Here is a 20,427-nt window from a genome sequence, read left to right as displayed (position 1 = left end):
ATGGATTACGAAACGCTCAGATTCATCTGGTGGGTCCTGATCGGCGTGCTGCTGGTCGGCTTCTCGATCACCGACGGCTTCGACATGGGCGTGGGTGGCCTGCTCAAGGTGGTGGGTCGCAACGACGAGGAGCGTCGGGTGATGATCAACTCCGTGGCGCCCCACTGGGACGGCAACCAGGTGTGGCTGATCACCGCCGGTGGCGCGCTCTTCGCCGCCTGGCCGCCGGTCTACGCCGCCGCCTTCAACGGCTTCTACCTGGCCATGATGCTGACCCTGTTCGCACTCTTCCTGCGCCCGCTGGCGTTCGACTACCGCTCCAAGCTCGACAGCCCCACCTGGCGCAGCCGCTGGGACTGGATGCTGACCATCGGCTCGGCGGTGCCGGCGCTGATCTTCGGCGTGGCCTTCGGCAACCTGCTGCAGGGCGTGCCCTTCCAGTTCGACGACATCCTGCGCCTGGACTACCAGGGCGGGCTGCTGGGGCTGCTCAACCCCTTCGGCCTGCTGGCCGGGGTGCTCAGCCTGCTGATGTTCCTCACCCACGGGGCCGCCTGGCTGCAGATGAAGACCGAAGGCGAGCTGCGCCAGCGCAGCGCCGTCCTGGGCAGCCGCACCGCCCTGGCCTGTGCCGTGCTCTTCCTGCTGGGCGGCATCTGGCTGCTGCTGGGTGTGGATGGCTATCAGGTCACCAGCGTGATCGACACCCAGGGCCACAACGCCACCACCGCCAAGCTGGTGGAGGCGAGCAGCGGCGGCTGGCTCTACAACTACGCCCGCTTCCCGGCACTCTGGCTGCTGCCGGTGCTGGGCCTGGCCAGTTTCGTGCTCTGCTCCCTGACCATGAAGGCGGGCCGCCACGCCCTGGCCTTCATCAGCTCCTCGCTGGCCACGACCCTGGTGATCGTGACCACCGGGGTCACCATGTTCCCCTTCGTCATGCCGTCGTCGCTCAACCCCAACCACAGCTTGACCATGTGGGACGCCACCGCCAGCGAGCTGACGCTGATGATCATGTTCGTGGTGGTGCTGATCTTCGTGCCGCTGGTGCTGGCCTACACCGCCTGGAGCTACTGGGTGATGCGCGGCCGACTCAACGAGCAGTACATCCGCGACAACGACAAGGCACTTTACTAAGGAGGTCACCTCATGTGGTATTTCGCCTGGATTCTCGGTGTCGCCCTGGCGGCTGCCCTCGGCATCCTCAACGCCATGTGGCTGGAGCTCAACGGCTACGAAGGCGAACCGGCGGGGGACGCCGAGCATGACCGCGGCGACTGACTCGCCCACCCCCCGGCAGCGGCTGACCCGCTGCCTCGCCCCCCAACGCTGGTGGCTGCGCGGTGCGCTGCTGCTGGCGCTGGGGGGCGCCGTGCTGCTGGTCGCCCAGAGCTGGCTGCTGGCGGCCCTGTTTTCCCATTGGCTGCTGGCCTGGCAGGAGGGGACGTCGTTCATGACGCCCGACCCCCGCTGGCTGGCGGCCCTGGCCGCCTGCCTGGTGCTGCGCCCGCTGCTGCACGCCGGTCGCGAGGCACTCTCCCGCCAGGCCAGCCGCGGTGCGCGGGCCGCCCTGCGCCACGAGCTGCTGGAGCGCCTGGGACAGCTGGGTCCGTCGCGGCGCCGCTTCGGCAGCGACGGCGCCCTGGGCGCCCAGGTGCTGGAGCAGGTCGATGCCCTGGACGACTATGTCAGCCGCTACCGGGTGCAGAGCCGCCTGGCGGTGCTGGTGCCCCTGCTGCTCGGCGTGGCGATCGCCCTGCACAGCCCGCTGGCCGCCGCGCTGATGCTGATGACCGCCCCCCTGGTGCCGCTGTTCATGGTGCTGGTGGGGCGCGCCGCCGCCGGTGCCAGTCGCCGACAGCTGGATACCCTGGCCCGCCTCGGCGGCCACTTTCTCGATCTGGTGCGCGGCATGGGCACCCTGCAGCGGCTGGGCGCTGCCGCCCAGGCCTCTCGGCGCATCGCCGCCGCCAGCGAGGCCTACCGCGGGCGCACCATGGGGGTACTGCGCCTGGCCTTTCTCTCCAGCGCCGTGCTGGAGTTCTTCTCCGCGCTGGCCATCGCCCTGGTGGCCCTCTACCTGGGGCTTGGCCTGCTGGGGATCCTGCCCTGGGCCAAGGGCGAGGTGCCGGTGATCTACCCGTCGGCGTTGTTCATCCTGCTGCTGGCCCCGGAGTTCTACGCCCCGCTGCGCCAGCTGGGCGCCGACTACCACGCCCGGGCCGAGGCCGAGGGTGCCATGCGTGAGCTCGCCTCACTGCTCGATGCCCGCCCCTGGCGGCCCGCCGACCGGCTTGCCGTGGCCGACGCCGCGGCTCCACCGCGGCTGGCGTGTCGCGACTTGGCCGTGGCCGGCGACGCTGGCCGCCGGCGACTGGCGCCGCTGGACCTGGACCTGGCCCCCGGCGAGCGCCTGCTGGTGCAGGGCGAGAGCGGCAGCGGCAAGTCCAGCCTGCTCGAAGCGCTGCTGGGGTTTGCGCCCTACGAGGGCTCGCTGGCCGTCGACGGCCATGAGCTGGCCGAGCTCGAGCGCGAGGCCTGGCAATGCCGGCTGGGCTACCTGGGCCAGCACCCGCCGGTACTGCGCGGCAGCGTGGCCGACAACCTGCGCCTGGCCGCCCCCGAGGCCGGCGATACCGAACTGGTCGCCGTGCTCGAGCAGGTCGAGCTGTGGCCGCTGCTGGCGCCCCGCCAGGGGCTTGCCACGCTGCTGGGGGAGCGGGGGCGCGGGCTCTCCGGCGGTCAGCTGCAGCGCCTCGCCCTGGCCCAGCTGCTGCTGCGCGAGGCGCCGCTGTGGCTGTTCGACGAGGCTACCGCCCACCTCGACCCGGACGCCGCCCGGCGCCTGAACGGCCTGATCGAGCGGCTCAGCCGCGGGCGCAGCGTGATCCTGGTCAGCCATGAGGCCGACGGCCTCGAGTGGGTGGATCGCCGCCTGACACTGGGGGCGGCCGCCCCGCGACAGGAGCGCCGGGAAGGGGAGTGGCGAGAAGCGACGCACGAGGAAATGCCGTCATGTCAGAGCTGAAATCCGCCCCCGCCATTCGCCTGCGCGACCTGCTCCGCCTGCGCCGTGGCGGCTGGGCGCTGGCCTTCGTCATCGGTGCCGCCACCCTGCTGGCCGTGGTGGCCCTGCTGGCCATCTCCGGCTGGTTCATCACCGCCGCCGCAGCAGCGGGGGTGGCCTCCGTGGCCCTGCTGGGCTTCGACTACTTCCGCCCGGCGGCGCTGATCCGCCTGTGCGCCATCGTGCGTACCGCCGGGCGTTACGGCGAGCGTCTGGCCTCGCACCACGCTGCCCTGGGGCTGCTCAAGGATCTGCGCTGTCGGCTGTTCGACGCCCTGGGGCGCCGATCCCCCGGCACTGCCCGGGCCTCGACCGGCAGTGCGGCGACCATGCACCGCCTGGTCACCGATATCGACCGGCTCGACCGCTTCGTGCTCAGCGCCCTGCTGCCCTGGGGCTGGGCGGGGCTGCTGTCGCTCGTGGTCATGGGGATGCTGGCCTGGCTCGATCCGATCCTGCTGCTGGCGGCGCTGCCCGGGCTGCTGCTGGCCTGGCTGGGATTGCCGCTGTTGACCCTCTGGCAGGGAAGCCGGCTGGCACGGCGCGACGCCGAGCTCGGGGAGGCGCGCCGCGAGGCGCTGGTGGAGCCCCTGGCGGCGATCACTCCGCTGCTGCTGTGGGGGCGCTGGGGGGACGTCCGCCGCCGCGTGGCGGAGCACGACCGGCGCTGTCTCGACCATCAGGAGCGTCAGCGGCGGCTGGCCAGCCTGGTGGGGGCCCTGCAGCAGGTGGCGCTGGGGGTGGCCATCGTGGCCGTGCTGTGGTGGGGCGTGCCGCTGCTGTCGGAGTCGGGGCTCTCGGTGGCGCTGCTGCTGGCGGCGGTGCTGGCGCTGCTCGGCCTGGGCGAGATCCTCGCCCCCCTGGCGGGCAGTTTCGTCTCCCTCGGCGCCAGCCTTGCCGCCAGGGATCGCCTCAACGCCCTGGTGGCCGAGCCGGCCGGTGTGCCGGAACCTCCGCCAGCCGTGGCCGGCACCCCCTCGTCGCCCTGGTCCCTTGCGCTTGACGGCATCAGCGCCCGGATGCCCGGGGCGCTGAACGGCCCCGAAGGCGTCGACCTGATGCTGCGTGCCGGCGAGGCGCTCTGCCTGCGCGGCCCCTCCGGGTGCGGCAAGTCGACCCTGCTGCAGGTGCTGGCCGGCGAGCTGGCCCCCTCGGCCGGGGAGTGTCGGCTCAACGGCCGAGAGCTGAACGAGTGGCGCTTTCACGAGGTGATCGGCTACCTGCCCCAGCAGTGGGACCTGTTCGATATGAGCCTGGCCGCCAACCTGCGCCTGGGCGACGCCGAGGCCAGCGACGAGGCGCTATGGCAGGTGCTCGACGAGTTGGCGCTGGGAGAGTGGGCGCGCCGCCTGCCTCAGGGGCTGGCCACGCCGCTGGGGGAGTACGGGGCGGCGGTCTCCGGCGGCCAGGCGCGACGCATCGCCCTGGCCCGACTGCTGCTGGCGCGCCGGCCCATCCTGCTGCTCGATGAGCCCTTGGCCGGGCTGGACGCTGCCACCCGGTCGCGGGTCACCGAGTGCCTGCTGCGCCGCCAGGGCGAGGGCCTGCTGATCGTGGCCAGCCATGTGTCGCTGGAGGCCCCCGCCGGGCGTTTGCAGGAGCTGGTGCTGGACGAGCAGGGGTGGCCTCGGTCGTACAGCTAGCCCCGGCGGCCGTTACAGCCGGCTGGCCACGGCGTCGAGGAAGCCCTGCATGTCGACGATGGTCTCCGCGGCAGGGTCGGTGGTCTTGCCCTTGAGATCGCCGGTGATGATGCCGGCGTCGACGGTGTCGATCAGCGCCGCCTTGAGGCGGTGGGCGTAGTCGACCAGAGCGGCGTTCTCCTCGCGCTCGCCCAGGGCCTCCAGGGCGTTGGCCACGGCGAAGAGCAGCGCGGAGGAGTTGAAGTGGGCCTCCTTGCCGTCGCTCTCCAGGTACGTCAGGTAGAGGTCGTGGGCGGTGCCGTGGGGCGCCTCGAACAGCATGGTGCCGTCCTTGCTCTCGATGATCGAGCTGGCGGTGGCCAGGCTGCCGCCGAGCGCGGCGGAGATGTCCGAGAAGATGTCGCCGTCCAGGTTCTGCGCCGGGTAGAGGGCGTTGCGGGGCGGGTCGGTGATCATCTTGATGAGCTGGCTGGAGGGCCGCATGATCATGAACGACGGCGGCGGCGTGTCGGCCTCGGCGAGCTCGCGGCGCACGTCGGTGATCACCGTGCTGAACACCTCGTCGTACTCCATGTATTCGCGCTTGAGGCCGAAGTAGACCTCCTTCTGCTTGCGCGAGGCGTCGCGGAACACCTGGGTCACCCAGTCCTTGATCGCCTGGTGGTCGTTGGACATCAGCAGGATGGGGTCACCCTTCCGGACGTGGCGGGCGTGCTTCTCCTCGCCGTCGACGATCACCTTGAGGATGCCGTCCTCCTCGGCGGGGGCATTGAAGCTGCCGTACTGGTCGCCGCCGCCGGCGCTCATGCGCGAGATGGAGACCTGGGCCTTGCGGTCGGGAATGCCGTGGAGCTTGAGCTGCTCCACCAGCTTGTAGAGCTTGCGGCCGGTGGTGTTGTCCGGCACCCCCCACAGCGCGCGTTCCGGCGGGTTGGCGACGAGTCGCGCCGCCTGGGCGTCGATCAGCTCGTAGTGGTAGGCGAGGCCCAGCGCCTCGACCCGGGAGCGGTACTCCTGCTCGTAGATGCTCTCGATGGCGGCACGCATCACGCCGTCGTAGCCGGCGATCACGGTGTCCTTGAGGCCCAGGTAGATGTCGCGCTTCTCGTCGATGGCGCGCTGGAAGAAGCGGTGCGCCCAGGCCCTGACGTCGTCGATGTCGTTGGTGGCCAGCAGCCAGGGATCGCCCTTCTTCACCTCGCGGCGGTGCAGCTCCACCGGGTCGCCGCTGGGGCCCACGAACATCAGCTTGACGATGCCGGTGGCCCGGGAGAGCTCGTTGAAGCTGTCCTTGATGCCGCCGACCTCCATGGTGTCGACCACGATGTCGCGGTCGATCCACGCCGGCTTCTTGACCTCGAGCTTGCGGAACTCGATGTCCTCGCGGGTGATGTTGCCGCCGATGCCCTTGCGGATGGCGCCGTTGGGCGACTTGGTGGCCAGCGGGTGCAGGCGGGTGGTATCGAGCTCGGGGTGGGCGGCCAGCAGCTCGCCGAGCTGGGTACGGTTGACCGTCATCCCGGCGTTCTTGACCCCCACGCCGTGCTTCTTCAGCGCCTCGACGGCGTCGATCACCACCTGCCCGTTGGTGACCAGGCGATTCTCTGCGGAGAGGTCGATCTCGACCAGCGGTATCGCCAGCCGGGAGGTCACGAAGGTCTCGAGGATCTTCTCGAAGGCCACCTGGGCCATCTCGTCGCCATGCAGGATGACGAGGGGGGCGTCGACTCTGATCTTGCTGCTCATCACTCTTCCCTTGTGGAGCCGATGAAATGGGGCAAAGCTGGAATGCGCACAGGGTACGCCTGCCGGCTGCCCCGCGCCAGACGGCCAAGGGAGTACCCCCTCGCAGGGGGCAGGCGGCCACTCCTGTTCCTCAAGCGAACTCGGAGTCGTCCGTCCGGACGATCACGCCGGCCTCGTCGCCCGGCACCATGACCGAGAACTCGCCGCCGCCCAGGTAGGTGACCTCATGGCCCTCTCGGGTACGGAAGGCGGGCAGCTCGTGGTGGGTGGCGCCGGCATGCTGAAGGTCGCTGATGTCACGCACGCTGACGAAGACATCGATGATGTATTCGCGGCCCTGGCCGTCGAAGGCCATGATGGTCCTCTCGTGTTGGGGCACGGGGTTGGCCCTCCGCTGGGTATGCCTGTTTCACCCTTAGCAGCAGAGAGCCGGTTTGGCGAGCATCGCCTGGAGACGCTCACCCCGCCGGGTCGAGCGGCCCCCATGTCCTCCCGTGCCGCTGGCCAGTGGCCGGCTGTCGTTGCAGTCGACTCCGGCACATGAGTTCGACCGCGCAATGCGCGTCGAATGGCCAGCGTCCCCGGCCGGACTGCATCGGGTTCAGGCCTCCCGCTTGCCGTCCACCAGGCGCCTCACCCCCAGCGGGTTGTCATCCCTGAGAGCCTCGGGCAGGAGATCCCCGGGAAGCCCCTGGTAGCAGACAGGACGCAGGAAGCGATGTATCGCTGCGCTGCCTACCGAGGTGGTACGACTGTCCGACGTGGCGGGGAAGGGGCCCCCGTGCACCATGGCGTGACACACCTCGACACCGGTCGGCCATCCATTGGCCAGGATCCGGCCCGCCTTGCGCTCGAGTATCGGCAGGAGCAGACGGCTGGCCTCCAGGTCGCCGTCATCCATCTGCAGGGTGGCGGTGAGCTGGCCTTCCAGGGCCGCGGCAACGGCGCGCATCTCGGCCGCATCACTGCACTCGATGACCAGGGAAGAGGCACCGAACACCTCGGCCTGAAGCGCCTCGCTGCCCAGGAAGTCGGCGGCGGTCGTGGCGAACAGCGTGGCCTGGCACTGGCAGGGCCCGGAGCCCGCCTGACCGCGGGCAATCTCGCGGGCCTCCCCGGCCAGCTGGCCGATGCCGTCCCGATAGGCGCCGTGAATGCCGGGAGTGAGCATGGTCTGGGCGGAACTGCCCTTGACCGCCTCGGCCGCGGCCTCGATGAAGATGTCCAGCGCCTCGCCCCGGATGCCGACCACGAGGCCCGGGTTGGTGCAGAATTGTCCGGCACCCATGCCGAGAGAGGCGACGAAACCCTCCGCGATCTCCTTCCCGCGCCCCTGCAAGGCCTCCGGCATCAGGAATACCGGGTTGATGGAGCTCATCTCGGCGTAGACAGGGATCGGCTGGGGACGCGCCTGGGCGGTGGCCATCAGTGCCAGGCCACCGCTACGCGAACCGGTAAAGCCCACCGCCTGAATGCGCGGGTCGGCGACGAGTGCCTGGCCCACGACCCTGCCCGAACCGAAGAGTAGCGAGAACACGCCCTCCGGCAGGCCGCACTCGGCGACGGCCTTCTGCACGGCACGTCCCACCAGTTCGGAAGTGCCGGGGTGCGCGGAATGGCCCTTGACCACCACGGGGCAGCCGGCGGCGAGCGCCGAGGCAGTGTCACCACCGGCCACCGAGAAGGCCAGCGGGAAGTTGCTGGCGCCGAATACCGCCACGGGGCCGAGTGCCACATGGCGCTGGCGCAGGTCAGCACGCGGCATCGGTGTTCGTTCGGGCAGGGCCGGGTCGATCCGGACATCGAGCCACTCGCCGCTTCTCACGACTCCGGCGAAGAGCCGCAACTGGCCACAGGTTCGCGCACGCTCGCCCTCCAGGCGCAACCGAGGCAGGCCGGTCTCGGCCATGGCACGCTCGATCAGTGCATCACCAAGGGCCTCTATCTGTGATGCGATGGTGTCGAGAAATGTCGCTCGTTCCTCGAGTGATGTCTCGCGATAGAACGGGAAGGCAGCCTCGGCAAGTTCGCATGCCCGGGAAGCATCACTCGTGCTGCCCCCATGGTACGGCGGATCGAGTGACTCGCCGGTGGCCGGATTGATGGCACGAATTTCCGCTTGTGTGCCGGGAACTGACGCTCTTCCTATCAGCAAGTTTCCAGTCAATATCATTATTCACACCTGAGCTTGCCCACACCGAATGGGCCATGAAGTCGTAAAATTGTGTAAGCCGCTAGAGGGCGGAGACGGTGACGTAAGGCGATTGGCTTTCGAAATGCAACGGATTGCGGAGCGGTCGACCGAAGACGGGAAGGTCGATCTCGAAGCAATCCCCTTCACGGGTCTGAATGCCGTCAGCGAAACTCAGGGTCGCTGTGCCGAAGAAATGAACATGAACATCGCCTGGCCGACGGAAGCTCGGATACTTGAAATGATGGTATTCAAGGTTGGCCAGGCTGTGTGCCATATTGGCTTCACCCGTCAGGAAGGGTTTCTCCCACAGTGTGGTACCGTCCCGGATGATCCGGCTGGTGCCTTCCAGCTGCTCGGGAAGGTCACCGATCCAGAGCTCTGGCCCGAAGCTGCAGGCACGCAGCTTGGAGTGCGCCAGCCACAGGTAGTTGTAGCGTTCAGTGACATGGTCCGAGAACTCGTTGCCGATGGCGTAGCCGACCCGCCAGGGTTGGCCGTCATCGCCGATGACATACAAGCCGGCCAGTTCGGGTTCCTCGCCGGCATCCTTGGCGAATTCCGGTACCGGTAAGGCCGCTTCAGGGGGCACGACGCAACTGCCGTCACCCTTGTAGAACCACTCCGGTTGTGCACCGGGCTCGTTATCACTTGGCTTGCCCCCCTCGACCCCCATCTTGAACATCCGCATGGAATCGGTGAGCTCGGTCGCCTCATCCTGGACCTTGGCGTGCATTGCCGAGCGGGTACCGGCACTACCCAGGTGCGTGAGACCGGTGCCGGTGACCAGGCAATGCGCAGGATCGGGATGACTGAGCGGAGGCAGCAGGCAGCGTTCATCAATCAGCCGCTGGTAGTCCAGAACAGTCTCGGTGACAGCGGCCTCGATGACCTGTTCGAGAGGCTTGCCGGAAGAAATGCTGCGCCTAGCGAGGGTGTAGGTGTCGGCATCCAGCAGCCTGACGCTGCGTGAGTCATCCACCAGTGCGGCCCTGGTGTCTCCCTCATGATGGCATTGGATCAATCGCATGTTGTTCAACCTTGTGTGCCTGTCCAGAAATTCAGGATAGTCAAGACGACCCGATGTTACTTCTGGTTTCTGATTGTCGTGATATCAATGTCGTTGATTTTGCAGAAGCTATCGAAGATCTTCGGGATGGTTTCTCCCGAGCCGAGTTCATCCTCGGCCGATGAGAAAGCCTCATGTACAGTGGGGAGAAGCCTGGTCAATATGTCGCTATTGTCTGATGCCTCCCTGAGATACCTGAGGTCCTTTGCGGCATTGCCGATACTGAACTGCATCCGGCTGTCATCCGCGTCGATCACCCAGGGCATGATCGCATTCAGCATGGCGCTGTTGGCACCACCCTTGGAACATACTTCAAGGAGCACCTTGTGATCGACGCCCAGCTTCTCGGCCATGACGGAGGCTTCCGCTACCAGGGACGATGTGCCAAGGACCAGGAAGTTGTTGATCAGCTTGAGTTTGTGTGCCGAGCCCGTCGGCCCGATGTGGAATATGTTCTCTGAAAAGGCTTCCAGCACGGGGCGCACCCTGTCGAGAGTGGCGCTGTCACCGCCGACCATGACGTTAAGCCGACCTTCCCGCGCCTCTTTCGGCGTTCTGGCCAGCGGTGCATCGATCATCTTGACCCCGGCCTGGCTCGCCTTCTCGCTAAGCATGAGGGTCGAGGAGGGAAGTGAGGTCGAGCAGTCCACAATGGTCAGGCCGGCATGTGCCCCCGAGAGAAGGCCTTCCTCACCCAGCACGAGGCTTTCAACCTGCTCGGAAGTGCCGACGCAGATGATGACAATGTCATTGTGCCTGGCCATCTCGGCAGGAGTGGTGACTTCACTGGCTCCCCTGGAACAGAGGTCATCCACTACAGAACGGTTCCTGTGCGCCATGACGGTGAGCGGGAAGCCCTTGTTCAGGATGTTCTCCGCCATTCCCTGCCCCATGAGACCGAGACCGATGAATCCAACTCTTGGTTTTTTCATTTCAAGCTCCATGTTCTATCGATTGATGGGCAGGTTACTGGTTGCCAGGCTCGCTTTCTTTACCATTACGCCCCGCCATTCGCTGATCAGCACGAATGCCACGACCAGGATGGCCAGCAGGTTGGCTACAGCAGAGGGATGCAGGACAAGGAAGATGGAGAAAACGAGGAGTGAAATCTTGAACCATGACAATGGCCGAAGCATGTAGCGTTCCCCTACCGCTCCGATGCAGAGCACGGCAACCGAGGCACCCGCCAGGGCGACCATGATGTTGACGATGGGAGCAGTTTGCCAAAGCACTAGGGATGGCCAGTAGACGAAGATGAAGGGGACCAGGTATGCGGCCACGCCAAGCCTCATCGCGGTGAAGCCCGTTTTCATGACGGGAGCACCGGCGATACCGGCCCCCACATAGGCGGCCAGGGCGACAGGTGGTGTGATGGCCGAAACGCCTCCCCAGTAATAGCAGAACAAGTGGGCGACGAGCGGGGAGACTCCCATCTGGATCAGGCTGGGAGCCACCAGCGTGGCGGTGATGATGTAGACCGAGGTGGTCGGCAGGCCAAAGCTCAGGAACAGTGAGCATGCAGCGGCAAGCAGCAGGGCGGGAAGCAGTGCACCATCCGCGAAACCGATGATGGATTGAGTGAAAAGGAGTCCGACGCCGGTCAAGCCGACCGTACCAACGATGAAGCCCACCGCAGCGCATGCAACAGCGGTGCTGATCGAGTTCCGGGCACCGATCTCGAGGGCATCGATGATCTCCTTGATCCCCATCCGGCTGTGGCGACGAACGGAGCTGATGACCACGACGGAAATGATAGAGAAGAAGGCCGCGAACAAGGCTGTGAAGCCGAGGACCAACATGCCGATCAGGATGAAAAGCGGCAGGACCAGGTGCCCGTCCTTCTTGATGACATCCTTCACCTGGGGGAGGTTCTTGCGACTTATCCCCACCATGCCCATCCTTTTCGCCCGGAAGTGGACCTGAAGATAGACTGCCGCATAGTAGAGAATGGCCGGAATCAGTGCTCCCAGGGCAACCTGGCTATAGGGTACCTGGAGGTATTCCGCCATGATGAATGCCGATGCACCCATCACCGGGGGGAGGAACTGTCCGCCACAGGATGCTACCGCTTCGACCGCGCCTGCAAAATAGCCCTTGAAGCCGAGCTTCTTCATCAGGGGGATGGTGAACAGTCCCGTCGATGCGACATTGGCAGCGGATGACCCCTGGATCATCCCCATCATGCCGCTGGCAAGGATGGATACCTTGGCGGGACCTCCGGGGCTGTGGCCAGCCGCCGCGAAGGCGATGTTGGTAAAGAAGGTAGTCGTCCCCGACTTCTGTAGAAAGGCACCAAACAAGATGAAAAGATAAACGTAAGTGGCAGAAACGGCCGTGGCGATGCCGAAGATACCCTCAGTGCTCATGTACATCTGCTGCACAACTCGCGTGAAGGTGAATCCGCCGTGTGCGAGCATGCCGGGAAAGTGTGGCCCCAAGAAAAGGTAGCTGACGAAAAGAATGGAGAGCAGCACCAGGAACCAGCCCATGGTACGGCGACAGGCCTCCAGTACCAGAACGCAGAATACGACTCCCATATAGATATCAAGGCTCGTGGCAAAGCCACCCCGTGTTGCTATGGCCTCATAGTTATATGCGAGATAGTAACTCGTGCCAGCAGCAGCCAGTGCCAGGATCAAGTCGGCTAATGTAGGATTCTTGCCTGCTCCCCGTTTCGTCGCCGGAATGAGAAGGAAACACAGGAACAGCATCAGGGCAAGGTGTATGGGACGCTGCTGCATCGCCGGCAATGGAGCATAGCCAGCGGTATAGAAATGGAAGATCGAGGAACCTACTGCGACTAGCGTGAACAGTAATGCCCACTTTCCGACAAGGCTCCGTGTGCCACTGTCCGTATCGCTATTGCTGCTGATTTTTTCTATATCGAGTTCAGTGTCGGAAATGTCTGGCTGTTCCCACTCCGCTTTTTCTTTATCCTGTGGAGGGGGTTTTCGGTTGCTTACCATATCAGCACCTTCTAGCTTGCGGCCAATGAGCAAGCATCGTTAAGATTCTCGGGATAAGGGGCCGGCCAGGCCCCTTTCACTGCTCAAAGAATGCCTTGTTCCTTGTAGAACCTTTCGGCTCCAGGGTGCAGCGGGAATGGAAGGCCCGAGATGGCGTCCTCTACAACCATCAGCTCTGCCAGCGGATGTACTTCAATCAACCGCTGTTTTTCTTCGAACATGACCTTTGTCATTTCATAAACAACATCTTCCGAGAGGCCTTCATGCGTTGCCAAGGTGGTGGGAGATGCAAACGTCTTCAGTGGCTCATCACTTCCAGGAACGAATTTCGCCGGGATGGTATATGGGAAATCCAGCCCTTTCTCATCGAAGTATTGTACAATGTCCTCGTCCATGTTCAGGAGTCGTGCATTGCCGGTATCCATGATCTGTTGGATGCTGGAAGACCCTGGCGCATCCGACCATAGCCCCACATCGATCTGACGGTTCCTGACCTGATCGATGGCGGCCTGATGCTGGGTATACTCGGCCTGGATATCGTCATAAGTCCAACCGAGGTGATCCATCATGGTCTTCCACCAGTTTTCTGCCTGGCTACCGATCATGCCGACGGACACACGCTTGCCCTGGATGTCTCTTACCGACTCGACATCTGAAGCCCAGTCCATGACGACAAACCATTCCGGGGTGGAGTAGACGGTAGCGATGGAGCGCAGACCCTTGTACATCCCTTCGGGGTGTTCGGAAAAATTGCCTTCATTGTCATAGGCCGTCTTGCCGATGCTTCCCGCAAGATAGGCGATCTCGACTTCCTTGCCCGCCAACAGCTCCAGGTTCTGCACTGTACCACCTGTCGACTGCACGGATGCCCGGACCCCATCGATCTCGTCATTCCAGATCGATGCCAAGCCGCTGCCGAGGCGGTAGTAGTTGCCGCCTGAGCCGCCCGTGGCCATGCGTATGAAATCCTGAGCCTCGGCCACGTCCGGAATGGCAGAAATGGAGACAGGAATGGCCAATGCTAGTGCCGGTAAAAAATTGATTTTCATGCTTTTCTCCGCTGGCTTTGCTTGTACTTATTGCTGGCTTGGCCTGCGTCACTGGTGGAGCGCGAGGCCGCCAGGCCAAGTCAGGCTAGCCTAAACGAACATTGCGTGCAACATCCATTTTCTGCTACTGTCGATCTGTGGGAGCAGGACAGGCAGTGCCCGGCCTTACCCGGCGTCATGTGGGTAAGTTATTGATTTAAATGTCTTATGGTAAGTGGTCCGTGGGCGAGCGACCGGTGTCGCCGCGCGGATGAAAGGCGGGAATCCAACAACGAGCGGGGGCACCGCGCCAGGATGAACCAGATATCCCTTTCACGAGATGGCCGACGCGGCATGCCTGACGGCGCCTCCTGGCGTGAACGGCATGCTCGTTCCTTGCTGCGTCCACCGGCAGTATCGATCGACATGCACGGAGGGGGAGGCCTGGCGGTTTCGGTTGGCCAGGCAATCACGCCTGCTGCTCGGTTGCTACCGGACAATAATTATTGGAGTCATGATGAAACTGATAAATGATGCTACCCCTGTCATCAGGCTTAGCCAGAAGGATAATGTTGGTGTGGTCACGAGACCACTGCCCGAAGGATTTCCCATTGATAACGATGGCACCCTGTCTCGGAACAATGTTCCTGCCGGACACAAGGTTTGCCTGCAGCCGATCCCTTGTGGAGAGCCCGTGATCAAGTATGGACAGGTCATTGGGTTGGCGAGCCGTGCCATTGGCGTGGGTGAGCATGTGCACACGCATAATGTTTCGATGATCGATCAGTCCGTTTCCCTGGAGGGTTTCAAGCCCGCATCCAAGACACCAGTTCTCGACAGTAAGAGGACCTTCAAGGGGTACAAGAGAAAGGATGGCAGGGTGGGTACCCGGAATTACATCGGCATTTTGTCCACCGTCAACTGTTCTGCAACCGTGGCAAAGGCCGCGGCGGAGGCTCTTGATTCTTCACCCGTTTTAAAGTCCCTTGGATATGATGGCGTGGTGGCCATTACGCATGGCTCCGGTTGTGCCATCAATACCGAGACCGAAGGCTATCAGTTTCTCGAGCGTGTGATTGCCGGATATGCGCAGCATCCCAATTTTTCCTTTGTGCTCATCATCGGCCTCGGGTGCGAGACCAATCAGGTCAAGGGGCTGGTTGACAGGACTGGCCTGGAGGACGAGTCGCGTCTTTACTATTTCAATATACAAGAATCGGGTGGTACTCGCTCCAGTATCAAGAAGGCAACTGACAAGATTGTCGAAATGGCGAAGCTGAATTCTCCTGCCCAAAGGGAGGATGTACCCCTTGAACACCTCTCTGTTGCCCTGCAGTGTGGCGGTTCCGATGGTTATTCAGGTATCACGGCCAATCCGGCGCTTGGCTATGCTGCAGATCTGATCGTCCAGCATGGGGGTAGTGTGATCCTGGGGGAAACACCTGAGGTCTATGGGGCAGAGCATCTCCTGATCAATCGATCAATCGATCGTCAAGTGGCCGGCAAGTTGCTCGAGAGGATCGATTGGTGGAAAGAGTACACAAGGATGAATGGCGCTGAATTGAATAATAACCCTACGCCGGGCAACAAGGCCGGGGGGTTGACGACTATCCTCGAGAAGTCCTTGGGCGCGGTGGCCAAGGCCGGTACTTCCAGCCTGAACGGCGTTCTTGAGTATGCGGAACGCCAAAGGAAACCTGGCTTCAATTTTATGGATAGTCCAGGTTATGATCCGGTTTCAGTTACGGGACAGATTGCTTCCGGAGCCAATGTGGTCTGTTTTACCACCGGGCGTGGTTCGGTATCCGGTTACAAGCCAACGCCATGCATCAAGCTTGCGACGAATACCGCCATGTATGAGAATATGAAGGAGGATATGGATATCAACTGTGGTCTCATTGTTGATGGGCATGCCACCCTGGAGGAGGTAGGAGAGCAGGTGTTCGAGATGATCATTGCCGTTGCTTCAGGGGACATGAGCGCCAGCGAGATGCTGGGATATGGGGACAACGAGTTTGTTCCATGGATGGTCGGGGCCGTAACCTGATCTCATTTATCGGGTGATTTCTCATGGCGAATACCTTGGCGAATCAGCTGTACTCCACCCTGAAGAAGGGCATAGATTCCCGTCAATTGGAGCCTGGCCTGGTGCTGCTGGAGGGGAATATTGCCGAGCTCTTCGGCGTGAGCCGATCCCCGGTTCGCGAGACCTTGAGCCGTCTTCATGATGAAGGCGTCATATGTCGCTTCGAGGGCAGGGGATATCTGGTGGGATCCCGGCCCGGTGAGGTGATACGGCGCAGCCTGACCGAGGACGACTTCCCGCCGGAGGGCAAGGTCTCGAGAATTGTCAGGTCCGAGCGGTGGCGCGTCTTTGCCGACAGGGTAGAGCGCGACGTGGTGCTGTGCTCGATGAAGGGAAAGTTCGAGCTCAATGAACTCAATCTCGCCAGGGAGCTGGATGTCAGTCGCACCATAACGCATCAGATACTTCTGTACCTGCAGTCGATAGGTGTCGTCGAGAAGGTGAAGTATACCGGCTGGAAAGTCGTTCCATTGAACAACGAGAGATTGAGCAACCTTTACGAGGCAAGGCGTCAGCTCGAGCCATTCATGATTTCTCACGCCTCCCGAAATATCTCCGATAAGGAGCTTGACTACTACATCGGCAGGCTTGACATGGCTGCTTCCAATTATCCTGATATACAGAGCTCATTCCTGGATGAACTGGAGAACGACCTGCATCATGAGGCGGTGAGCAGGGGCGGGAATGTCGAGATCATGAATATGCTGCGCAGGACGCATCCCATCCTTCTGGTCAGCAAGCACCTTCTGGGTTCCTCGATAGACCTGCCAGAAGAAGAGCCGTTCTTCGACGAGCATCGCTGGGTGTTCGACAGGATGCGCCAACGTAATCCTGATGATGCGGCCAGGGCGCTTGATGAGCATCTATATCGTTCAGAATCGAAGGTTATCGAGCGCCTGGACATCTTCAGGAGAGAAGGTGCCATTGACGTGCCCGGCTATATCCAGTGGATGGAGAAGTGAACCCGGATGAGCGACGCCAGGGGCTCCCTGGCTGCGAGCCTCCGGGATTCATCGATCATCCGGGCCTTGTGCGCCGGGTGGTGTCCATTCGAGCAGGCACGATGCTGTCTCACCCCGCCGGGTTGAGCAGCCCCACCACGCTGACCAGGATCAGTACCGCCCCCAGGACCCGGAAGTAGAGACTCGCCTTGCCGCCCAGCATGTAGCGGTGAGCGCGTTCGCCGATCAGGTGCCCGACCAGGGCACAGGGCAGCAGCCAGAGATGGTGGATGAGCTGCAGGTCCACGCCGGCGATCACGAATGACACCATCTTGATCAGCACCAGGATGAACCAGAGCACGAAGAGGGTGTCGCGTAGCTGGTGGACGGCGACATGCGAGGCGAACACCGCGACGATCAGCGGGGCGCCGATCAACGAGGTGCCGCTGACGTAGCCGCCCATCGCCAGCAGGGCGTAGTCCACGTAGCGGTGGTTGCTGCGAAACGGCCTGTCGAGCACATAGCTGATCGCATAGACCAGCACGATCACGAAGATGATGCTGGTCATGATGTTGCCCGGCAGCGTCAGCAGGCCCACGACCCCGATCAGCTTGGGGATGATCATGACCTTCATCGCCTTGAGCAGGTAGGCCCAGTCGATGTTGCTGCTCGCCGGCTGGCCGTCCTCGCTCGCCGCGACCAGTTGACGGTGGCCGCGCCAGGCGATCCAGCTCGAGAAGATCATCAGGTGCACGGCGATGATCGGCAGGAACACCAGCGGCTCGTTGAGCACCAGCAGCAGGAAGGGCAGGGAGAGCACGGCCCCGCCGAAGCCCAGGCTGGTCCTGACGAAGCCACTCCAGACGAAGACCAGGCCGATGATGGCGAGCTGGTACCACTCCAGGCCCGCCATCAGCGCAACACCCGCGGATGGCGCCGACGCCGGTGGGCCGAATGCTGTTGGGGTGATCTCGTGGTCATCTGCGTTCCCTGCCTCTGTCCGGCATCGAATGCCTGTCGTGTCGTGGGTTCAGCGTGTGGGTGGAGGATGCCCGGGCGGCTCAGTCATGCCCCGCCGTCCCGTTCGCCCGGCGCTCGTCGGGGTGAACCTCGTTGGCCGGCAGCACCGGGTCGTAGCCCTCGGCGCGCAGCGCCTCGATCACCTCGCGGGTGTGGTCGCCGCCCAGGGTCTCCAGGGTGGCCTCGACCTCGGTGGCGCGCAGCGAGAGGTCGGTGAAGGTGCGCTGGTGGGCGATCTGGATGACGTTGGCGCGCTGCTCGGCGAGCAGGCGGGTCAGCTCGGCCAGCGAGCCGGGCATGTCGGGGATGCCGACCCGCACGCGCACGATGCGCCCGGTGCGCACCAGCCCGCGCTGGATCACCGAGGAGAGGGCCAGCATGTCGATGTTGCCGCCGCACAGCACCAGCCCCACCTTGCGCCCCCGGTAGCGTTCGGGATCGGTGAGCAGGGCGGCCAGGCCCGCGGCGCCGGCACCCTCGGCCACGCTCTTCTCGATCTCCAGCAGCAGCAGGATGGCGCGCTCGATCTCGGGTTCGTCCACCAGGGCGATGTCGCCGACCAGTTCGCGCACGATGGGCAGGGTCAGCTTGCCGGGCTGCTTCACCGCGATGCCCTCGGCCAGGGTGGCCAGGCCGCAGTGGATCTCCTCGCCGGCGAGAGCCTGCTTCATGGCCGGAAAGCGCCGCGTCTGCACGCCGATCACCTCGATCTCCGGCCGGAGTGCCTTGGCCGCCACGGCGTTGCCGCCGATCAGGCCACCGCCGCCGATGGGTATCACCAGGCACTCCAGGTCCGGCACGTCCTCGAGCATCTCCAGGGCGATGGTGCCCTGGCCGGCGATGATGCGCTCGTCGTCGTAGGGGTGCACGAAGACCAGGTCGCGCTCCTCGGCCAGGCGCCGGGCGTAGGCGCCGGCCTCGTCCACACCGTCACCTTCCAGATGCACCTCGGCACCGAAGTCGCGGGTGTTGCGTACCTTGAGGTTGGGGGTGTTCCGGGGCATGACGATGGTGGCGTGGATGCCGAGCCGGGCGGCGTGATAGGCCACTGCCTGGGCGTGGTTGCCCGCGGACATGGCGATGACGCCGCGTTCACGCTCCTCGGCGGAGAGCGACAGCAGGTGGTTGAGGGCGCCACGCTCCTTGAAGGAGGCGGTGAACTGATGGTTCTCGAACTTGAGGTACAGCTCACAGCCGGTGAGCTGCGAGAGGGTGGTGGCGTGCAGGCAGGGGGTGCGCTCCACGCTGCCCCGGATCCGGTCGGCGGCGTGGCGTACGTCATCGAGGGTCACGGTCATGGGTGGGGTCTCTCCATGGTGGTGGTTCAGGGGCAGGGGACGTCCGCCGGGTGGGGCAGCCGCCGTGCCAGCGCGAACACGTGGGGATCGTCCACACCGAGTTCGCGAAGGGCCTGGGCCAGGTTGAGCAGGTAGTCGCGGTTGGGTCCGCTGGGGCCATGTGCCATGGCGATCTGCTCGGCGATGGTGTCGAGCGGGGCGTCGCCGAGAAAGGCGGCGTTGTCCTCGGTGGCCAGGTAGACCAGCCCCTCGGCGCTCGCCTCCTCGACCCGGTCGTCGTCGAAATGGAGCCGGATGACCTCGCGCAGGTAGCCGTTCTTCTCGCGCACGTCCAGGGGGCGCAGTACCTCGGGGGTGATGCGATAGGCCATGCCGTGGCAGACGGCGCCCGGCTCGCGGACCAGGGTGGCGACCCGCCCCGGCGCCTTCGGCGTGCCGCGGTGGTCGTGGGACCCCTGCCAGAAGCGACGCACCCAGCCGTGGATGTGCGCCGGGCGGCGCTCCTGGAAGGGGAAGCCCGCCTTCCAGATCAGCGAGCCGTAGCCGAACAGCCAGATCTCGTCATGGCCATCGAAGTGGGTCATGCGCCGGTTGAGCCGGGTGGTGTCGAGGGTCATGGGGTCCTTGCGTCCTGTCATGGTGGCCGTCTGCCATGATGCGATGTCTGGCGAGACTTGTCGAAACCCGGTCCTGACGAGGCTGGTGGATGGCAGGGGCAGCGGCTAAGCTGCCCCCTGTTTCTGCTTGCTTCTCCTCGACCCCCACCAATGAAAGGACCTGCTGCCATGACCGTGATGATTCTCGGCCTGCTGATCTTCCTGGGCGTGCACTCGGTGCGTATCGTCGCCGACGACTGGCGCGCCGCCCAGATCCGGCGCCTGGGGGAGATGCGCTGGAAGGCGATCTATTCGGTGGTCTCGGTCGTCGGCCTGGCCCTGGCGATCTGGGGCTATGGTCAGATGCGCCTCGACCCCACCTGGGTATGGTTTCCGCCGGTGGGGCTGCGCCACGCCGTGTCGCTGCTGATGATTCCCGCCTTCATCCTGCTGGTGGCCGCCTATGTGCCGGGCAACCATATCAAGGCCAGGCTGGGCCATCCCATGATCATCGCGGTGAAGCTGTGGGCCTTCTCCCACCTGCTGGCCAACGGCCGGCTGGGCGACATCGTCTTCTTCGGCGCCTTCCTGCTGTGGGCGGTGTTCGACTTCCGCGCCGCCCGCCGGCGGCCGCGCCCGAGCTCCGCCGCCCCCGGGATGCTGGGCACCACCCTCTCGGTGGTGGGCGGCCTGATCGCCTACTACCTGTTCGCCTTCCACCTGCATGTGTGGGTCACCGGCGTGCCGGTGATGTAGGCCGGCGCCCCGCCGGATAT

17 protein-coding genes are annotated in these 20,427 nt (G+C 64.2%); 7 read left to right on the top strand and 10 right to left on the bottom strand.

What is annotated here, in order from left to right:
• The 4 genes from cydB to cydC are packed head-to-tail and all read left to right on the top strand — an operon-like array spanning nt 1 to nt 4,710.
• Nucleotides 1–1,137, top strand: coding sequence for a cytochrome d ubiquinol oxidase subunit II (gene cydB / locus ACOMD9_RS06600; protein WP_421412948.1), 1,137 nt, complete (start codon nt 1–3; stop codon nt 1,135–1,137).
• 12 nt (nt 1,138–1,149) lie between these two features.
• Complete coding sequence (gene cydX, locus ACOMD9_RS06595; protein ID WP_421412947.1) at nt 1,150–1,281, top strand: cytochrome bd-I oxidase subunit CydX; 132 nt, start codon at nt 1,150–1,152, stop codon at nt 1,279–1,281.
• Entirely contained in the window at nt 1,265–3,028 is a 1,764-nt protein-coding gene (cydD, locus tag ACOMD9_RS06590; RefSeq protein WP_421412946.1) for a thiol reductant ABC exporter subunit CydD, read from the top strand. Before cydX ends, cydD begins: the two co-directional genes overlap by 17 nt.
• Nucleotides 3,016–4,710, top strand: coding sequence for a thiol reductant ABC exporter subunit CydC (gene cydC / locus ACOMD9_RS06585; RefSeq protein WP_421412944.1), 1,695 nt, complete (start codon nt 3,016–3,018; stop codon nt 4,708–4,710). The genes cydD and cydC overlap by 13 nt, the downstream gene beginning before the upstream one ends.
• Nucleotides 4,711–4,722: 12 nt before the next feature.
• On the opposite strand, the gene ACOMD9_RS06580 is transcribed toward cydC, so the two are convergent.
• The 7 genes from ACOMD9_RS06580 to ACOMD9_RS06550 all read right to left on the bottom strand — a co-directional run bounded on the left by ACOMD9_RS06580 (nt 4,723) and on the right by ACOMD9_RS06550 (nt 13,731).
• Entirely contained in the window at nt 4,723–6,456 is a 1,734-nt protein-coding gene (locus ACOMD9_RS06580; RefSeq protein ID WP_421412942.1) for an NADP-dependent isocitrate dehydrogenase, read from the bottom strand.
• Between the two features lie 130 nt (nt 6,457–6,586).
• Complete coding sequence (locus ACOMD9_RS06575) at nt 6,587–6,835, bottom strand: hypothetical protein (protein ID WP_421412941.1); 249 nt, start codon at nt 6,833–6,835, stop codon at nt 6,587–6,589.
• 222 nt (nt 6,836–7,057) lie between these two features.
• Nucleotides 7,058–8,629, bottom strand: coding sequence for an aldehyde dehydrogenase (NADP(+)) (locus ACOMD9_RS06570; RefSeq protein WP_421412939.1), 1,572 nt, complete (start codon nt 8,627–8,629; stop codon nt 7,058–7,060).
• Between the two features lie 61 nt (nt 8,630–8,690).
• Complete coding sequence (gene araD1 / locus ACOMD9_RS06565) at nt 8,691–9,677, bottom strand: AraD1 family protein (RefSeq protein WP_421412937.1); 987 nt, start codon at nt 9,675–9,677, stop codon at nt 8,691–8,693.
• Between the two features lie 56 nt (nt 9,678–9,733).
• A complete protein-coding gene (locus tag ACOMD9_RS06560; protein ID WP_421412935.1) occupies nt 9,734–10,660 on the bottom strand; it encodes an NAD(P)-dependent oxidoreductase in 927 nt (308 codons plus the stop codon).
• A gap of 3 nt (nt 10,661–10,663) precedes the next feature.
• Nucleotides 10,664–12,682, bottom strand: coding sequence for a TRAP transporter permease (locus tag ACOMD9_RS06555; protein ID WP_421412934.1), 2,019 nt, complete (start codon nt 12,680–12,682; stop codon nt 10,664–10,666).
• An 83-nt stretch (nt 12,683–12,765) separates the two neighbouring features.
• Nucleotides 12,766–13,731, bottom strand: a complete 966-nt coding sequence (locus tag ACOMD9_RS06550) for a TAXI family TRAP transporter solute-binding subunit (protein ID WP_421412933.1) — start codon at nt 13,729–13,731, stop codon at nt 12,766–12,768.
• Between the two features lie 493 nt (nt 13,732–14,224).
• On the opposite strand from ACOMD9_RS06550, the gene ACOMD9_RS06545 reads away from it, so the two are divergent.
• Together ACOMD9_RS06545 and ACOMD9_RS06540 are read left to right on the top strand one after the other, a co-directional pair.
• Nucleotides 14,225–15,757: a UxaA family hydrolase gene (locus ACOMD9_RS06545; protein WP_421412932.1), complete on the top strand. Its 1,533-nt coding sequence runs from the start codon at nt 14,225–14,227 to the stop codon at nt 15,755–15,757.
• A 23-nt stretch (nt 15,758–15,780) separates the two neighbouring features.
• Complete coding sequence (locus tag ACOMD9_RS06540; RefSeq protein ID WP_421412931.1) at nt 15,781–16,758, top strand: GntR family transcriptional regulator; 978 nt, start codon at nt 15,781–15,783, stop codon at nt 16,756–16,758.
• Nucleotides 16,759–16,867: 109 nt separating this feature from the next.
• Here the strand turns inward: ACOMD9_RS06540 and ACOMD9_RS06535 are convergent, their stop codons facing one another.
• The 3 genes from ACOMD9_RS06535 to ACOMD9_RS06525 form a co-directional block, all read right to left on the bottom strand.
• A complete protein-coding gene (locus ACOMD9_RS06535; protein ID WP_421412930.1) occupies nt 16,868–17,650 on the bottom strand; it encodes a TSUP family transporter in 783 nt (260 codons plus the stop codon).
• A gap of 148 nt (nt 17,651–17,798) precedes the next feature.
• Complete coding sequence (locus ACOMD9_RS06530; protein ID WP_421412928.1) at nt 17,799–19,055, bottom strand: threonine ammonia-lyase; 1,257 nt, start codon at nt 19,053–19,055, stop codon at nt 17,799–17,801.
• Nucleotides 19,056–19,081: 26 nt separating this feature from the next.
• Nucleotides 19,082–19,672: a gamma-glutamylcyclotransferase gene (locus ACOMD9_RS06525; RefSeq protein WP_421412981.1), complete on the bottom strand. Its 591-nt coding sequence runs from the start codon at nt 19,670–19,672 to the stop codon at nt 19,082–19,084.
• 168 nt (nt 19,673–19,840) lie between these two features.
• Here ACOMD9_RS06525 and ACOMD9_RS06520 point away from each other — a divergent pair, with 168 nt between their 5' ends.
• Complete coding sequence (locus ACOMD9_RS06520) at nt 19,841–20,407, top strand: NnrU family protein (RefSeq protein ID WP_421412926.1); 567 nt, start codon at nt 19,841–19,843, stop codon at nt 20,405–20,407.
• Nucleotides 20,408–20,427: the final 20 nt, after the last annotated feature.

The sequence above is a fragment of the Halomonas terrestris genome (assembly GCF_049166755.1).
Classification (GTDB): domain Bacteria; phylum Pseudomonadota; class Gammaproteobacteria; order Pseudomonadales; family Halomonadaceae; genus Halomonas.
The sequence above is the reverse complement of the archived record's forward strand: the minus strand, read 5'-3'. Positions and strand labels throughout refer to the sequence as shown.

Coding starts and splice junctions, on each gene's coding strand:
- ACOMD9_RS06550 (WP_421412933.1), bottom strand. CDS start 13,731: ATGAAAATCAATTTTTTACCGGCACTAGCATTGGCCATTCCTGTCTCC.
- cydX (WP_421412947.1), top strand. CDS start 1,150: ATGTGGTATTTCGCCTGGATTCTCGGTGTCGCCCTGGCGGCTGCCCTC.
- ACOMD9_RS06525 (WP_421412981.1), bottom strand. CDS start 19,672: ATGACCCTCGACACCACCCGGCTCAACCGGCGCATGACCCACTTCGAT.
- ACOMD9_RS06540 (WP_421412931.1), top strand. CDS start 15,781: ATGGCGAATACCTTGGCGAATCAGCTGTACTCCACCCTGAAGAAGGGC.
- ACOMD9_RS06555 (WP_421412934.1), bottom strand. CDS start 12,682: ATGGTAAGCAACCGAAAACCCCCTCCACAGGATAAAGAAAAAGCGGAG.
- cydB (WP_421412948.1), top strand. CDS start 1: ATGGATTACGAAACGCTCAGATTCATCTGGTGGGTCCTGATCGGCGTG.
- araD1 (WP_421412937.1), bottom strand. CDS start 9,677: ATGCGATTGATCCAATGCCATCATGAGGGAGACACCAGGGCCGCACTG.
- ACOMD9_RS06530 (WP_421412928.1), bottom strand. CDS start 19,055: ATGACCGTGACCCTCGATGACGTACGCCACGCCGCCGACCGGATCCGG.
- ACOMD9_RS06570 (WP_421412939.1), bottom strand. CDS start 8,629: ATGATATTGACTGGAAACTTGCTGATAGGAAGAGCGTCAGTTCCCGGC.
- ACOMD9_RS06560 (WP_421412935.1), bottom strand. CDS start 10,660: ATGGAGCTTGAAATGAAAAAACCAAGAGTTGGATTCATCGGTCTCGGT.
- ACOMD9_RS06520 (WP_421412926.1), top strand. CDS start 19,841: ATGACCGTGATGATTCTCGGCCTGCTGATCTTCCTGGGCGTGCACTCG.
- ACOMD9_RS06535 (WP_421412930.1), bottom strand. CDS start 17,650: ATGGCGGGCCTGGAGTGGTACCAGCTCGCCATCATCGGCCTGGTCTTC.
- cydD (WP_421412946.1), top strand. CDS start 1,265: ATGACCGCGGCGACTGACTCGCCCACCCCCCGGCAGCGGCTGACCCGC.
- ACOMD9_RS06545 (WP_421412932.1), top strand. CDS start 14,225: ATGATGAAACTGATAAATGATGCTACCCCTGTCATCAGGCTTAGCCAG.
- cydC (WP_421412944.1), top strand. CDS start 3,016: ATGTCAGAGCTGAAATCCGCCCCCGCCATTCGCCTGCGCGACCTGCTC.
- ACOMD9_RS06580 (WP_421412942.1), bottom strand. CDS start 6,456: ATGAGCAGCAAGATCAGAGTCGACGCCCCCCTCGTCATCCTGCATGGC.